10 protein-coding genes and 1 pseudogene are annotated in these 14,575 nt (G+C 70.8%); 3 read left to right on the forward strand and 8 right to left on the reverse strand.

Features of this window, described 5'->3' with window-relative positions; all coding sequences use genetic code 11:
* Positions 1-72: 72 nt before the first annotated feature.
* The 5 genes and pseudogenes from allB to SD455_RS16205 all read right to left on the reverse strand — a co-directional run bounded on the left by allB (position 73) and on the right by SD455_RS16205 (position 6,421).
* The gene (gene allB / locus SD455_RS16185; RefSeq protein WP_311024686.1) at positions 73-1,428 is read right to left on the reverse strand and encodes an allantoinase AllB; all 1,356 of its coding nucleotides are present in this window, start codon (positions 1,426-1,428) and stop codon (positions 73-75) included.
* A 5-nt stretch (positions 1,429-1,433) separates the two neighbouring features.
* On the reverse strand, positions 1,434-2,675 hold the full coding sequence (locus tag SD455_RS16190) for a glycerate kinase (protein ID WP_445508714.1): 1,242 nt from the start codon (positions 2,673-2,675) through the stop codon (positions 1,434-1,436).
* A gap of 5 nt (positions 2,676-2,680) precedes the next feature.
* Entirely contained in the window at positions 2,681-4,462 is a 1,782-nt protein-coding gene (gene gcl / locus SD455_RS16195; protein WP_445508715.1) for a glyoxylate carboligase, read from the reverse strand.
* 155 nt (positions 4,463-4,617) lie between these two features.
* Positions 4,618-5,526 (reverse strand): annotated as a pseudogene (locus SD455_RS16200) (2-hydroxy-3-oxopropionate reductase); the annotation flags it as partial.
* A gap of 58 nt (positions 5,527-5,584) precedes the next feature.
* Positions 5,585-6,421 (reverse strand): TIM barrel protein, encoded by an 837-nt coding sequence (locus SD455_RS16205; protein ID WP_070158344.1) that lies wholly within the window; start codon positions 6,419-6,421, stop codon positions 5,585-5,587.
* A gap of 434 nt (positions 6,422-6,855) precedes the next feature.
* Here SD455_RS16205 and SD455_RS16210 point away from each other — a divergent pair, with 434 nt between their 5' ends.
* Entirely contained in the window at positions 6,856-8,547 is a 1,692-nt protein-coding gene (locus SD455_RS16210; protein WP_445508716.1) for a nucleobase:cation symporter-2 family protein, read from the forward strand.
* Between the two features lie 341 nt (positions 8,548-8,888).
* Here SD455_RS16210 and SD455_RS16215 read toward each other — a convergent pair whose 3' ends face one another.
* The 3 genes from SD455_RS16215 to SD455_RS16225 form a co-directional block, all read right to left on the reverse strand.
* Positions 8,889-9,710, reverse strand: a complete 822-nt coding sequence (locus tag SD455_RS16215) for a bifunctional allantoicase/(S)-ureidoglycine aminohydrolase (RefSeq protein WP_311024691.1) — start codon at positions 9,708-9,710, stop codon at positions 8,889-8,891.
* Positions 9,711-9,845: 135 nt separating this feature from the next.
* Positions 9,846-11,141: a DUF6986 family protein gene (locus tag SD455_RS16220; RefSeq protein ID WP_344681117.1), complete on the reverse strand. Its 1,296-nt coding sequence runs from the start codon at positions 11,139-11,141 to the stop codon at positions 9,846-9,848.
* Entirely contained in the window at positions 11,138-12,613 is a 1,476-nt protein-coding gene (locus tag SD455_RS16225) for an NAD-dependent malic enzyme (RefSeq protein WP_445508717.1), read from the reverse strand. The genes SD455_RS16220 and SD455_RS16225 overlap by 4 nt, the downstream gene beginning before the upstream one ends.
* A 204-nt stretch (positions 12,614-12,817) precedes the next feature.
* On the opposite strand from SD455_RS16225, the gene SD455_RS16230 reads away from it, so the two are divergent.
* Together SD455_RS16230 and SD455_RS16235 are read left to right on the forward strand one after the other, a co-directional pair.
* Complete coding sequence (locus SD455_RS16230; protein WP_344681113.1) at positions 12,818-13,624, forward strand: IclR family transcriptional regulator; 807 nt, start codon at positions 12,818-12,820, stop codon at positions 13,622-13,624.
* A gap of 271 nt (positions 13,625-13,895) precedes the next feature.
* Entirely contained in the window at positions 13,896-14,105 is a 210-nt protein-coding gene (locus SD455_RS16235) for a hypothetical protein (RefSeq protein WP_070158346.1), read from the forward strand.
* Positions 14,106-14,575: the final 470 nt, after the last annotated feature.

Raw genomic sequence — 14,575 nt, forward strand, 5'->3', positions numbered from 1 at the left:
GCCATGTCGACCACCATGTCGATCTCTTCGGCGCTGGTCGGGGCCCGCGGCGTCGTCGTGCGGCGGAAGACCTCAGCTCTGCGGCTGCGGCGCCGCGGCCTCGGTCCGGCTGATCAACCGACCCCGCGGAGTCTCGAAGTCGACCTCTTCGCCGCGCAGCAGCGTGACCTCCACGACGCCGACCAGCTCACGGCCGTCATAGGCGCTGACCTTGTTGCGGTGCCAGAGGCGCTCAGCCTCCACGCTCCAGGACTTCTCCGGGGCGAAGACCACCAGGTCCGCGCTCGCCCCCTCGGCGATGCGCCCCTTGTCCTGCAGACCCACCTGGTCGGCCGGGCCGGAAGACATCCAGCCCACCACCTGGGACAGCTCCAGTCCGCGGGCCCTGGCCTCGCTCCACACCAGCGGCAGGCCCAGCTGCAGCGAGGAGATCCCGCCCCAGGCGGCCCCGAAGTCCCCGGTGTCGAGCAGCTTCAGCTCCGCGGTCGACGGCGAATGGTCCGAGACCACGCAGTCGATGGTGCCGTCCGCCAGGGCCTCCCACAGCAGATCCCGGTTCGCGGCCTCGCGGATCGGCGGGCAGCACTTATGCGTGGTGGCGCCGTCGACGATCTCCTCGGCGGCCAGCACCAGGTAGTGCGGGCAGGTCTCCACCGTCAGGCGGACCCCCTCGGCCCGGGCCGCGCGGATCTCCGGCAGGGCGTCGGCCGAGGACAGGTGCAGGATGTGGGCGCGAGCCCCGGTGCGGCGGGCGGCATCAATGACCGCCCGGATCGCCACGTTCTCCGCCTCCCGCGGCCGGGAGCGCAGGAAGTCCTCATACTTGCGGCCGGAGGCCTGCGGCGCCTGGACCAGCGTGCCATGGTCCTCGGCGTGGACGATCATCATCGATCCCAGCTCGGCGAGGATGGTCATGTCGGCCTCCATCTCGGCCGGCTCCAGCGGCGGGAACTCCTCCACACCGGAGTCCTCCAGGAAGCATTTGAAGCCGAAGACGCCCTGCTCGTGCAGCGGGCGCAGCTGCTCACCGTTGCCGGGGATCGCCCCACCCCAGAAGCCGATGTCCACATGGGCGGCCACCTCAGCGGCGGCCCGCTTCACCTGAAGCGCCTCCGGGTCAACCGTCGGCGGGATGGAGTTCAGCGGCATGTCCACGATCGTGGTCACCCCGCCGGCGGCAGCCGCGCGGGTCGCCGAGGCGAATCCCTCCCACTCGGTGCGGCCGGGCTCGTTGACGTGGACATGGGAGTCCACCAGACCGGGCAGCAGCACCTGATCCTCCGGAACCTCCACCGTCCGGAGCCCTTGGAGCCCCGTCCCGGCCGGGGCGATGCGGGTGATCGCGCCGTCGTCGACGCCGATCTCCACGGCCTGCCATCCCGCAGGCAGCAGCGCCCGGGACGCTGTGACCACCAGTTCATGTGCCATGGTCCTCATTCCTCTCCGGGCCCCGCGGGCCCTGCCATCAGCTGCCTCTGCCGCGAACGCGCCGCGAGCTCCTGCCCGATCCGGCCTCCGACCTCCTGCAGCAGCGCCGGGGCCCGACGGATGGACTCCTGGTCGCTGCCCGCCAGGTCCCGCAGAGCCCAGACGTGGTCGATCCCGGCGGCCGCCCACTGATCCCGGTCCAGGAGACTGCGTCCGCAGACCGCCACCACCGGTATACCATGCCGAGCTGAGACGCGCGCCACCCCCACCGGCACCTTGCCGGCCAGCGACTGCGTGTCCAGGCTGCCCTCACCGGTGATGACCAGGTCCGCCCCGGCCATCCGTGTCTCCAGGTCCACCAGCTCCATGACGACCTCGACGCCGGGGCGCCGCTCCGCCCCGAGCAGCGCCAGGGCGGCGAAGCCCACCCCGCCGGCCGCGCCGGCCCCGGGCTGGTCGGCGGCACGGACCACATGATCGGACCAGGTGGGCCCGCTGCTGCGGTACGCCGCCTCGGCCAGCACCGGCACGGCCCGCTGCAGCGCGAGCGAGGCCCAGCGGACCTGCTGCTCGTCGAGGCCCTTCTGCGGGCCGAACACCTCCGCGGCCCCGTGCGGCCCCGTCAGCGGTGAATCCACATCGGCGGCGATGACGATCCGGGTCTGGGCGATCCGCGGATCCAGCTCCCGCAGGTCCGCGGAGGCCAGGCCGCTCAGCCCCGCGGCTCCCTCGGGGATGCGTCGGCCAGCCCGGTCCAGCAGTCGGACGCCCAGTGCGGAGAGCATACCGGCCCCGCCGTCGGTGCAGGCACTGCCGCCCAGCGCCAGGACGACCTCATCGGCCCCGCGGTCCAGAGCCGCGCGCAGCAGCTCCCCGGTCCCCCGGCTGGTGGCCCGCATCGGGTCCGCCCCGGGCCCCATGTCATGGAGCCCGGAGGCCTCGGCGAGTTCGACGACGGCGGCGGTCGTGCCGCCGTCGTCGGTCCTCAGACCCAGCCGGGCCCGGGCCGGACGGCCGTCCGGCCCGGTGACCCGGTGGGCCTCGATCTCCCAGCCGGCGGCCGCCGCATCCAGGGTGCCTTCGCCGCCGTCGGCCATGGGCACCTCCACCACGCGGACCCCCGGGGCGGACCGGCGGATGCCGGAGGCCAGCGCCTGGGCCACCTCACCGGCCCCGAGTGATCCCTTGAAGGTGTCCGGGGCGATCACCACGGTGGACGTCCGCGGCCCGGCAGCGGTGCTCGCCATGGATCTCACTCCGAGGCGGCGAGCGCCGTCAGCGCCGTGGGGGCGTCCTCCGGGCACTCGGCCAGCGGCTCGAACTCGTTGATCGCATCCAGAGCGGGACCCATGGCGATGTTCGTGACGCGTTCGAGGATGACCTCGACGACCACTGGGACACGGTGCTCCTCGGCCTGAGCGACCGCGTCCCGCAGGGCGTCGCCGATCTGCTCCGGGTCCTCCACACGGATGGCCTTGCAGCCCAGCCCCTCGGCCACCGCCACGTGGTCGACTCCGTAGCCGGCAGACTCGCCGGTGGCGTTGATGTTGTCGAAGGCCAGGGAGACCTCGTAGTCCATGTCGAAGGGTCGCTGCGACTGGCGGATCAGGCCCAGGTAGGAGTTGTTGACCACCACGTGGACGTAGGGCAGCCGGTGCTGGGCGCCGACGGCCAGCTCCTCGATCATGAACTGGAAGTCGTAGTCGCCGGAGAGCGCGACGACGGTGGTGTCCGGCAGGGCGCGGGCCACGCCGAGCGCCGCCGGGCCGGTCCACCCCAGCGGTCCGGCCTGACCGGCGTTGATCCAGGCCCGCGGGTGGTAGGCGTGCAGCATCTGCGCACCGGCGATCTGGCTCAGCCCGATCGTGGTCACATAGGTGACGTCCCGGCCGAAGGCCGAGTTCATCTCCTGGTAGACCCGCTGCGGCTTGATCGGCTTCTCGGTGAAGTTGGTCTTGCGGTGCAGGGTCCCCTTGCGGGTCGCACAGTCGCGGGCCCATTCGGCGAAGTCCGGCAGGGCGTCCTTCCGGGCGCGGGCCGCCTCCAGCAGGGCCTCCAGGGCTGCGCCGGCGTCGGAGACGATGCTGTAGTCCGGCGGGAACACCCGCCCGATCTGGGTGGGCTCGATGTCGATGTGCACGAAGCGCCGACCCTTGCGGTAGGTGTCCAGCGCACCGGTGTGGCGGTTCGCCCACCGGTTGCCGATGCCGATCACCAGGTCCGACTCCAGGAAGTTCGCGTTGCCGTATCGGGTGTGTGTCTGGATCCCGACCATCCCGGACATCAGCGGGTGGTCGTCCGGGATCGCGCCCCAGGCCATGAGCGTGGGCGAGACCGGGATGTCCAGCAGCTCGGCCAGCTCCACCAGCCTGTCCGCGGCGTCGGCGTTGATGACCCCGCCCCCGGCGACGATGATCGGGTGCTCCGAGGCGGCGACCATGTCCAGCACCCGGTCCGCCTGAGCCCGCGTGGCGGCCGGCTTGACCACCGGCAGCGCCTCGTAGGTCTCGATGTCGAACTCGATCTCCGTCTGCTGGACGTCCAGCGGCAGGTCGATCAGCACCGGCCCGGGACGCGAGGAACGCATCAGCTGGAACGCCTTCTGGAACGTGCCGGGGACCTGGGCGGCCTCCAGCACCGTCTTGGCCATCTTGGTCAGCGGCGCGGCGATGGAGGAGATGTCCACCGCCTGGAAGTCCTCCTTGTCCAGGACCGCCACCGGCGCCTGGCCGGTGATGCACAGGATCGGCTGGGAGTCCGCCTGGGCGGCGTAGAGGCCGGTGATCATGTCCGTCCCGGCCGGGCCCGAGGTGCCCAGGCAGACGCCGATGTTGCCGGGCGCGGCACGGGTGTACCCGTCGGCCATGTGGGAGGCGCCCTCCACGTGGCGGGCCAGCGTGTGCCGGATCCCTCCGTGGGCCTTCAGGGCGGAGTAGAGCGGGTTGATCGCCGCCCCGGGCAGGCCGAAGGCCTCGGTGGCCCCCTCCTTCTCCAGGATCAGGGCGACGGCGTCGACAGCGCGCATCGTGGTCATGATGCTGCTCCTTCAAGGTCTCGTGTCTGGTGGGCGACGTTCCGCGGTGCGGTCCGCCGGTGAGGGACGGCCTGGCTCAGCTGTGCTGCTGCTCAGTCTGTGCTGCTGTCCAGGCCGTGCTGCTGCTCAGCAGGGAGGTGAGCAGCCAGCGGGAGTCAGGAGGTGGTGCCGTTGCGGCCGCCGAGGTCCTCCAGGACCGTGAACAGGCCGGAGTGGTCCAGACCGCCGTCGCCCCGCTGGACGGTGGAGGCGATCAGCTGGGCCACGGTGGAGGCCAGGGGGATGACGACGCCGGCCTCTCGGGCGGCGGAGGTGACGATCCCCATGTCTTTGTGATGCAGTTCGAGCCGGAAGCCCGGGTCGAAGGAGCGGTCCAGCATCTTCTGCCCCTTCTGGTCCAGCACCTTGGAGCCGGCCAGACCTCCGCCGAGGACCTGCAGGGCGGAGCCGGTGTCCACGCCGTAGGCCTCCAGGAAGAGGACGGCCTCGGCCAGCAGCCCGATGTTGCCGGCCACGATCAGCTGGTTGGCGGCCTTGACGGTCTGCCCGGAGCCGGCCGGCCCCACGAGCACGATCGTCTTGCCCACGCCCTCGAAGACGTCCTGGACGGCCTCGAAGTCTGTCTGCTCACCGCCGACCATGATGGACAGCGCGCCGTCGATGGCGCCCTGCTCACCACCGGAGACGGGAGCGTCCAGGGGCTTGAGCCCCGCCTCGCGGGCCTTCTGAGCGACCTGCACGGCGACGTCGGGACGGATGGTCGAGTGGTCGATCCAGGTGGCGCCGGGCTCGGCGTGGGCGAGGACTCCGTCCTCGTCGAGCATCACGGCCTCCACGTCCGGGGAGTCGGGCACCATGGTGATGATGACCTCGGCACCGCGCACGGCCTCCGCCACCGAGGACGCGGCGGCGCCTCCAGCCAGGGCGAGCTGCTCGGCCTTCTCCGGGGAGCGGTTGTAGCCCGTCACCTGGTGGCCGGCGCTGACGAGGTTCTTCGCCATGGGGAGACCCATGATCCCCAGGCCGATGAAAGCGATCTTCGTGCTCATGAGTGGTGTGTCCTTCCTGTCCGGCGGGGCTCGGCCCGGCCGTGTGGTGTGGGGTGTCTGCTGCGGGCCCGGCTCAGCGGGCGACGTCGACCGGTGCGGCGTCGAGCCAGTCGAAGGCCGTCTCGGTCTCCTGCTTGTACTCGAGGGCGATCGGGCCGGTGTAGCCGAGCTCGCGGCTGCGGTCGATCCAGGCCTCCAGCGGCAGCTCGCCCGTGCCGGGGGCGCCGCGGCCGGGGGCGTCGGCGATCTGGATGTGGCCGAAGGAGGCGGCGTGGGCCTCGATCACGGCGGCGACGTCGTCGCCGTTGACGGCCAGGTGGTAGAAGTCCGCCAGCAGCGCCACGTTGGCGGCCCCGGCGGCGTGGACCCTCTCGACGACGGCGAGCGCGTCCGCGGCAGTCTTCAGCGGGTAGCCCTCGGCACCGGAGACCGGCTCGACGAGCACGATGCCGCCGATGGTCTCCACGGCCCGGGCGGCGTGGACGAGGTTCTCCACGGCCAGGGCGTCCTGCGCCTCGGCGTCCTGCCCGTCCTGCCGAAGGCCGTAGAGGGCGTTGAAGGCGCGGCAGCCGGTGCGGCGACCGATCTCCGCCGTGATCTCCACGTTGCGGCGGAATTCGTCCTGCCGGCCGATGACGGAGACCATGCCACGGTCGCCGCCCGCCATGTTCCCCGCCCAGAAGTTCAGCCCGGTCAGGGACACGCCGGCCTCATCCAGGGAGGCGACGAAGCCGTCGACCTCCTCGGGGCTCGGCGCGGGCTGTCCGTCGAAGGGCCACCAGAACTCAACGTCGGCGAAACCGTGGGCGGCCGCAGCGGCGGCGCGCTCGAGGACGGGCAGCTCGGAGAGCAGGGTGGAACAGTTCAGCACGTAGGACGTCGGCGTGCGGTGGGCGAATGCGCTGGTCATGGGGTCCTCCTCGATATGGACGGCTCGGTGTGGACGGCTCGGTCCGGATCGCCTCCCGCTCGAACCCGTCAACTTTCGGATTGCGGAAGATTGAATCCATCTTGTGGAAACAGACTAGGGCGACCGAGGCCCCCGCGTCAACGAGAGAATCGCCGACGATGCGAATCGACGCCTGGCCTGGCGAGACGATGGTCTACCAAATGGACATCGCGACTGATCCGCTTCACACTCTTGACGGAGGGCCTGTGAGCGGCGTTACACTCGTTCACGATGCGGAAGCTACCTACCGCATACCGAAATCCGTTGTATACCCAAAGCCGCACTGGGCACGGGCCGCACGGGGAGGGCCAGTCTTCTCCCCGCACCCCGACCTCGCACTCTCCCGCCCCTGGGTGCGCAGGCCCCGCCCGCGGCAGAATGAGGTGACCTCGACCATGTCGAAGACGACTGGTGCCGGCTCGCAGAAGCGCCGCACCCTCCCTGCCGGATCTGACCGGCCCGAGGACGAATGGCTGCCCGTCGGCAAGCTGATGACCTTCGGGCTGCAGCACGTGCTGACCATGTACGGCGGGATCATCGCCGTCCCGCTGATCATCGGCAGCGCCGCGGGCCTGCCCGGAGAGCAGACCGCCCTGCTGGTCACGGCCAGCCTGTTCATCGGCGGCCTGGCCACGATCCTGCAGTCCGTGGGCCTCCCCTTCCTGGGATCCAAGCTGCCGATCGTTCAGGGCGTGTCCTTCGCCGCCGTCGCCACCATGCTGGCGATCCTCACCGGACCTGGCGGGGACCTGAACACGGTCTTCGGCGCCATCATCGGCGCCAGCATCATCGGTTTCATCCTCGCGCCGTTCTTCGCGCGGATCATCCGATTCTTCCCCCCGGTGGTCACCGGCACGGTGATCACCGCCATCGGGCTGACCCTCATCCCGGTGGCCGCCAACTGGGCGATGGGCGGTGACTCGAGCACCGACGACTACGGCTCACTCGCCAACATCGGCCTGGCCTTCCTGACCCTGGCGATCATCCTGCTGTTCTCCAAGGTCGGCTCCGCCACCCTGTCCCGACTGTCCATCCTGCTGGGCCTGATCGCCGGCACCGCCGCGGCCGCCGCCCTGGGCATGACCGACTTCTCCGAGGTCGGCAGCGGCTCCTGGATCGCCCTGCCCTCCTTCATGGGCTTCGGCGTGCCGACCTTCGACGTCGCCGCGATCATCTCCATGACCATCGTGATCCTGGTGATCAAGACCGAGACCGCGGCCGACATCATCGCCATCGGCGAGATCATCGACACCCCGGTGGACCGCCGCCGCATCGCGGACGGGCTGCGCGCCGACATGCTGTCCTCCGCCGTGGCGCCGCTCTTCGGCTCCTTCACCCAGTCGGCCTTCGCGCAGAACGTGGGCCTGGTGGCTCTGACCGGCGTGCGCAGCCGCTACGTGGTCGCCGGCGGCGGTGCGATCATGATCGCCCTGGGCGCCCTGCCGATCCTGGGCCAGGTCATCGCGGCCATCCCGATGCCGGTCCTCGGCGGTGCGGGCATCGTGCTCTTCGGCACCGTGGCCGGCTCGGGCATCCGCAACCTGAAGGGCGTGTCCTACGAGGGCAACATGAACCTGATCATCGTCTCCGCCTCCCTGGGCTTCGCGATGATCCCGGTGGTGCGCGAGGACTTCTACCACTCGTTCCCGGCCTGGTTCCAGACCATCTTCCACTCCGGCATCTCCTCGGCCGCCATCATGGCCGTGCTGCTGAACATCCTGTTCAACGAGCTCAAGGCCGGGAACTCGGAGAACCCCTCGGTGTTCGCCGCCAAGCCGGTGCGCATCCTCTCCCCCTCGGACCTGCGGGACCTCCGCGACGGTGACGTGTTCATCGACGGGAAGTTCGTCGACTGCGACGGCGAGGAGATCCCTCTGGTGCCGGACGAGAGGGTCGAGGAGGTCCGGGAGGCGATCGATCGGGGCGAGGTCACCGACACCAGCCAGGTGCAGATGATCATCAACGGCCGGGATCCCCGGGAGGCGACGCCGAAGGGCTCCTCAGAGACCGGCGACGACGATGCGGAGCCTGAGAGAGTGGCCGAACCTGACCAGGTGGTCGCGGACAACGGGCGAGGCGGACACTGACTCCCCGATGAGTCCTCGATGAGCACTCGATGAGCCCCGCTGCGGGCAGCCGATGACGGCCCGCCCCGACTCACGCACGAGGCCCCCTCGAGCTCCCCACGGAGCGCGAGGGGGCCTCGTGCTGTGTGCCGGCCAGACCCGTGGCGCTCCACGCCCCCGACTGCCGATCGAGTGGCCACAGATGCCGGCATCTCCCTCGGGACACGCCGCTCAGGACGCCGAGGTCCCGTCATCCGTGGCCACTCGTTCAATGTGAAGCACAGAAGAGGGCCGCCGCGGTCTGCGACCACGGCGGCCCTCTTCTGCTCGGCGCTCGGCGCGCCGACCTCAGTGCCCGACGCTCAGAGCTCCACCTGCCGGTTGACGTCCTTGTAGAGCAGGTAGCGGAACGGGCCGGGCCCGCCCGCGTAGCAGGCCTGGGGGCAGAAGGCACGCAGAGACATGTAGTCGCCTTCCTGCACCTCCACCCAGTCGGCGTTGAGCCGGTAGACGGCCTTGCCCTCGAGCACATAGAGCCCATGCTCCATCTCGTGGGTCTCAGCGAAGGGGATGGAGGCGCCGGGCTCGAAGGTCACGATGTTGACGTGCATGTCAAAGGCGAGGTCCTGCGGGTCGAGCATCCGCGTGGTCCGCCAGCGGCCCTCGGTGCCCGGCATGGGGCTGGGCTCGATGTCCTGCTCCTGTCCCACCACAGGTTTCGGGCGGTGGCCCTCCAGCGGCTGGTGCCGCTTGCGGATCCAGTGCAGGCGGGCGGCATCGTCGCCCACGGAGCGCAGGGACCACTGCTCGCCTGCCGGGACGAAGGCGAATCCGCCCGGGGTGAGGCGGTGGGCCTCGCCAACGATGACCACCTCGACCTCGCCCTCCATGAGGAACAGGAAGCCCTCCACCTCGGACTGCGGCTCCGGAGCCTCCGAGCCGCCGCCCGGGGCCACCTCGAGGATGGTCTGGGAGAAGGTCACCGCGCCGCCGGCCACCGGGCGGTTCAGTACCCAGGATCGGGTGTCCCGCCACTCGGGGAGCACGGTGGTGACGATGTCACGCAGGACTCCGCGGGGGATGACCGTGTAGGCCTCGGTGACCACCGCCCGGTCGGTGAGCAGGTCGGTCTGCGGAGGGTGACCGCCGTGGGGCGCGTAGTACGGTGTCCTGCTGATCGTCATCGGTGAGCTCCTCATCGTCTCGAAGGTGTGCATGGTCTCGAAGGTGTGCATGTCCATCGTGGCCCGCGATCGGGCCTCACGCACCCGTCCCTCGGCCGGACTCTTCCGGCCGAGGGACGGGTGCGCGGTCAGCCCTCAGGCTGGTCGTCCGGTACGGGCGAGATGCCGCAGGCCGGCGGCGTCGAGTCCGGTGGCGGCCACGACGTCGTCCTCGGTGACCGCGCCGCAGGTCAGCCCGCGCTGCAGGTAGCCTGCGAGCGCCTTGGCGGTGGCCGGCTCGTCCAGCACGGCACCGGACTCTCCGCCCACGTAGCGGCGCACCCGGCTCGCCGCATCGGCGAACCCCTCCCGGTAGAACAGAAAGGTCGCCAGGAAGCGGGTCGGCAGCTGGTGGGGGTGGAGGTCCCAACCCTGATAGATGCCGCGCTGCAGGTGGCGGCGCACGAGTCGGGCGTGCAGGTCCCAGGCGGCGACCACGCTGTCCGGGTCTCCCAGGGGGAGGATGTTGGTGGATCCGTCGGAGACGTGGACCCCGGTCTCGGCGGCGGCCAGCAGCATCTGCTGCTTGGCGAAGTCCGCGGCCGGGTGGTCCATGGACTGGTGCGCCGCGGCGATCCCCAGGGAGGCCGAGTAGTCGTAGGTCCCGTAGTGCAGGGACGTGACCCGCCGTTGCCCTGCGTGGACGGCGCCGGCCAGCGGAACGGTGCCGTCGGGGCCGAGGATCAGCTGCGGGGTCTCCACCTGGATCTCGAAGCCGATCCGGCCGGCGTCGATCCCGAGCTGCCTCTCCAGCTCCTCGACGGCGAGCACCATGGCACGCACCTGGTCGGCGGTGGTCACCTTGGGCAGGGTCAGCACGAGTCCCTCCGGCAGCCCGCCGACGGCGTCGTGGAGCTCTGTGAGGAACAGGTCCAGGGTCCGCAGGCCGCGGCGACGGGTCGCCGCCTCCAGGCAGCGGAAGCGGATGCCGATCCAACCGGGCGTGACGTTCTCGTCCAGCCCTCGGGCCACACGCCGGGCGGCCTCCTGGGCCCAGTGGTCCTCCTCGGCGTCGTCGCGGAGGCCGAAGCCGTCTTCGAAGTCCAGGCGGAGGTCCTCGATGGGGTCCTGGCGCAGCTTCTCCGTGACGGCCCGGGCCAGGCCGGCGACGTCGCCGGCAAGGCCGTCCCCGGGTTCGGCGCCGGAGAGCCGGATGACCCGTTCGGCGAGCTGCTCCATGCCGCCGTGCGCCTCGACCGCGGCCAACGCCTTCGCTCCCCAGTCCGCGAGCAGCCCGGGAGCCCAGGTGTCGGCGGGGATGTAGACGGTGTGCACGGGCTGCCGCCGGCCCCGGTCACCGGGGTACAGGTTCTCGAGCATCTGATCGGTGTCGGCCAGGAGCGCGTCGACGCGGCCGAGCAGCTCCTCGCCGAGCACGGGGCCGCGACTCATCGTGCGGCCTCCGCGGAGGTCGGAGCGGCTGTGCGGCCGTTGCGCCGGGCGGCGTCGTCCGTGTCGGCAGACCCTTCGGCGCTTCCGGCCTCCTGCCGGGCGACGCCGGCGACGGCCTCGGCGACGTTGGTCGCCACCCGCGGGTCGAAGACGGAGGGGATGATGTGCCCGGCGTTGAGCTCGTCATCGGCGATGGTCTCCGCAATGGCCTCGGCGGCCACGCGCAGCATCTCGTCGGTGATGTCGTGGCAGTGCGCATCGAGCAGGCCGCGGAAGAATCCCGGGAAGGCGAGCACGTTGTTGATCTGGTTCGGATAGTCACTGCGACCGGTGGCGATGACGGCCGCATGGCGACTCGCGGCGGCCGGGTCCACCTCCGGGTCCGGGTTGGACATGGCGAAGACGATCGACCCCTCGGCCATGGCCGCGATGTCGGCCTCATCCAGAAGATCGGGGGCGGAGACGCCGATGAACACATCCGCACCCACCACAGCCTCCTTGAGGCTCCCTGTGACGCCGCGCGGGTTGGTGTGCTGGGCCAGCCAGGCGCGGTGCGGGTCGGCATGCTCCTGGGCCGAGGTCAGCGCCCCGCTGCGGCCGCAGACGACGACGTCATGGGCTCCGGCGGCCAGCAGGAGCTTCACGATGGCGTGTCCGGCCGCCCCGGCTCCGGAGACCACGATGCGCACGTCGCTCAGCTGCTTCTCCACGACCTTCAGGGCGTTGGTCAGTGCCGCCAGGGTGACGATGGCGGTGCCGTGCTGGTCGTCGTGGAAGACCGGGATGTCCAGCTCGTCCCGCAGCCGGGCCTCGATCTCGAAGCAGCGGGGGGCGGAGATGTCCTCCAGGTTGATGCCTCCGTAGGCCGGGGCGATCGCCTTGCAGACGGCGATGATCTCCTCGGTGTCCTGAGTGTCCAGGGCCACCGGCCAGGCGTCGACGTCGGCGAACTGCTTGAACAGCACGGCCTTGCCCTCCATGACGGGCATGGAGGCTTCGGGGCCGATGTTGCCGAGTCCGAGCACGGCGGACCCGTCGGTGACGACGGCGACCGTGTTGCGCTTGATGGTCAGTCGCCGCGCGTCCTCGGGGTTCTCGGCGATCGCCTGACAGACGCGCGCCACCCCGGGGGTGTAGGCGCGCGAGAGGTCGTCGCGATTCTTCAGGGTCACCGTGGGGGTCGACTCGAGCTTGCCGCCGAGGTGCAGCAGGAAGGTACGGTCGGAGCTCTTCCGGACGTCCACGCCGTCGAGCGCAGCCAGGGCCTGCTCGATCTCCTGGGCGTGGTCAGGGCCGCGAGTGTCGCAGGAGACGTCCACCACGAGCTCGGAGTGGGTGGACTCGATGACGTCGAGCGCCGTCAGGGCCGCGCCGTGGTCGGCGATGACCGCGGCGAGATCGGTGGATGCGGAGAAGCTGGCGGGCGCCGCCACACGGTAGGTGATGGAATGCCCGGGACTGGGTGTCGCCATGATCCTGCCTTTCGATAGGTATTCCGCGATACGGACTTGATTATCTACTATACGGAACTTGAGGCAGTGCGTCGACCGCCCCGGCCACCACAGCCCACCTCGCCCCTGATCAGCCCCACATCCGACTACACTCGTGGGAGCGAGACCCTCAGGACGCCGTTGCGAGGCAGCTGGACTGCCCCCGAGATGGAAGGCCCGCACGCCATGAGCACTGACCCCACGGACACGCAGGACGCCGTCGACCAGGACCGGAGCGCGCGTCGCCCTGCCCGCGGAGGCGTCCAGTCCGTGGAGCGGACCTTCGACCTCCTGTCCTTCATCGCCTCCTCGGGAGGCCAGACCACGCTGAGCGAGCTGGCCGCCGCAGTGAACCTGCCCATGCCCACGATCCATCGCCTCCTGAAGACGCTGCTCGGCCTCGGCATCGTCCGGCAGCTCCCTGATCGAGGCTACGCCCTCGGCCCCGGACTGATCCGCCTGGGCGACCTCGCCAGCCGTCAGCTGGGCGCCGTCGCCCGTCCGCATCTGCGCACCCTGGTGGAGGAGCTGGGCGAGAGTGCGAATGTGGCCACCCTCGACGGCGACATGGTGGTCTACGTGGACCAGGTCCCCTCGCCGCACCAGATGCGCATGTTCACCGAGGTCGGCCGCCGCGCCCACACCCACGACACCGGCGTGGGCAAGGCCATCCTCGCGACCCTCGACCCCGAGCAGGCGCGGCGCATCGTGACCACCGCCGGCATGCCCGGCCACACCGAGCACAGCATCACCACGCTGGAGGATCTCGAGCGCGAGCTGGATGCCATCCGCCGCCAGGGCTACTCAGTGGACGAGCAGGAGCAGGAGCTGGGCGTGCGCTGCTTCGCCGTGGCCGTCCCGGAGGCCCCCACTCCCCTGGCGATCTCCGTCTCCGGCCCCACCAGTCGCGTGGACAAGGCCTTCGCCGACCGCGCCGTGCCGCTGCTGCGCCGCGTGGCCCAGGAGATCTCCGAGGAGCTGCGGATCTCCTGATCCCGGCAGCCGGCCCCGGCCCCGGCTCGATCGAACAACGCGCCCCCGCACTCCGCGACGCCGCTCATCCCCCTCCCGGCATGCCCCTCAGGCACGCCCCCCCAGGCGCGCCTCTCTTCAGCGCCCCGGCCGGCTGCCACATCCCCTGCTTCGCCCGACCTGATCCGCCGGCACCCCTTGACTCTCCTGGACGTGGCACCGATACTGATGTCATAAAGCGGAATTCTTGTTCCATATCCTGGAATTTCGGAGCCTTGGAGAGGAGCTCACGATGAGTGCTCGCCCAGCTAAGGACGCCCCCTCGGGCGCCACGATGCCCCCGAACGACGGCGTTGCGGCCTCCGCGGTCCCGCCTGCGGCCCCCGCGTTCGACGGCGGCGGCGACGACCCGGACTTCTTCATCCCCGCCCGCGCGGCCCAGGCCCTGCCGCTGATCTGCAGGATTCCCGGGGTGGGCCCTCGACTGCCGCAGTGTCGCTGAGAACGCCTCGACGGCCGGCCATCACCGCCCGTCAGCCCGGGCTTCAGGCTCGGCGAGGGGCGGGTCGGAGCAGTGTCCTCCGACCCGCTGCTCCCCGTCCCTGACCGCCAGACCAGGGGCGGGCAGCAGGGGACTGCACGTCCCGTGATGATCTGCTCCCCAGGACTCGGACCGCGTGACCTCCCTGCGAGACCTCGCTGATACGTCCCGCCGCGTCCTGGGGAGCAGAGCCCCGCACCGCAGCATGTCTCCGCAGCACGTCTCCGCGGTGCTCAGCGAGCACCTGCCGGGCCCATGAGTGAGGGCCGCCGCCCCAGCCGGGACGGCGGCCCTCACTCATGCCTGACGAGCGCCTCACGCAGTGTCGGCGGCCCGCCTCGGGAATGCCCTCGATCCTGGGCTCAGGCATCGCCTCCTGTGGACCCCGAGGTCCCAGCATTGGGATCAGAGAGCTGGTACTTCTCGATCGC

It is taken from the genome of Nesterenkonia sp. K-15-9-6 (genome assembly GCF_052656005.1).

Coding starts and splice junctions, on each gene's coding strand:
- allB (WP_311024686.1), bottom strand. CDS start 1,428: ATGGCACATGAACTGGTGGTCACAGCGTCCCGGGCGCTGCTGCCTGCG.
- SD455_RS16190 (WP_445508714.1), bottom strand. CDS start 2,675: ATGGCGAGCACCGCTGCCGGGCCGCGGACGTCCACCGTGGTGATCGCC.
- gcl (WP_445508715.1), bottom strand. CDS start 4,462: ATGACCACGATGCGCGCTGTCGACGCCGTCGCCCTGATCCTGGAGAAG.
- SD455_RS16205 (WP_070158344.1), bottom strand. CDS start 6,421: ATGACCAGCGCATTCGCCCACCGCACGCCGACGTCCTACGTGCTGAAC.
- SD455_RS16210 (WP_445508716.1), top strand. CDS start 6,856: ATGTCGAAGACGACTGGTGCCGGCTCGCAGAAGCGCCGCACCCTCCCT.
- SD455_RS16215 (WP_311024691.1), bottom strand. CDS start 9,710: ATGACGATCAGCAGGACACCGTACTACGCGCCCCACGGCGGTCACCCT.
- SD455_RS16220 (WP_344681117.1), bottom strand. CDS start 11,141: ATGAGTCGCGGCCCCGTGCTCGGCGAGGAGCTGCTCGGCCGCGTCGAC.
- SD455_RS16225 (WP_445508717.1), bottom strand. CDS start 12,613: ATGGCGACACCCAGTCCCGGGCATTCCATCACCTACCGTGTGGCGGCG.
- SD455_RS16230 (WP_344681113.1), top strand. CDS start 12,818: ATGAGCACTGACCCCACGGACACGCAGGACGCCGTCGACCAGGACCGG.
- SD455_RS16235 (WP_070158346.1), top strand. CDS start 13,896: ATGAGTGCTCGCCCAGCTAAGGACGCCCCCTCGGGCGCCACGATGCCC.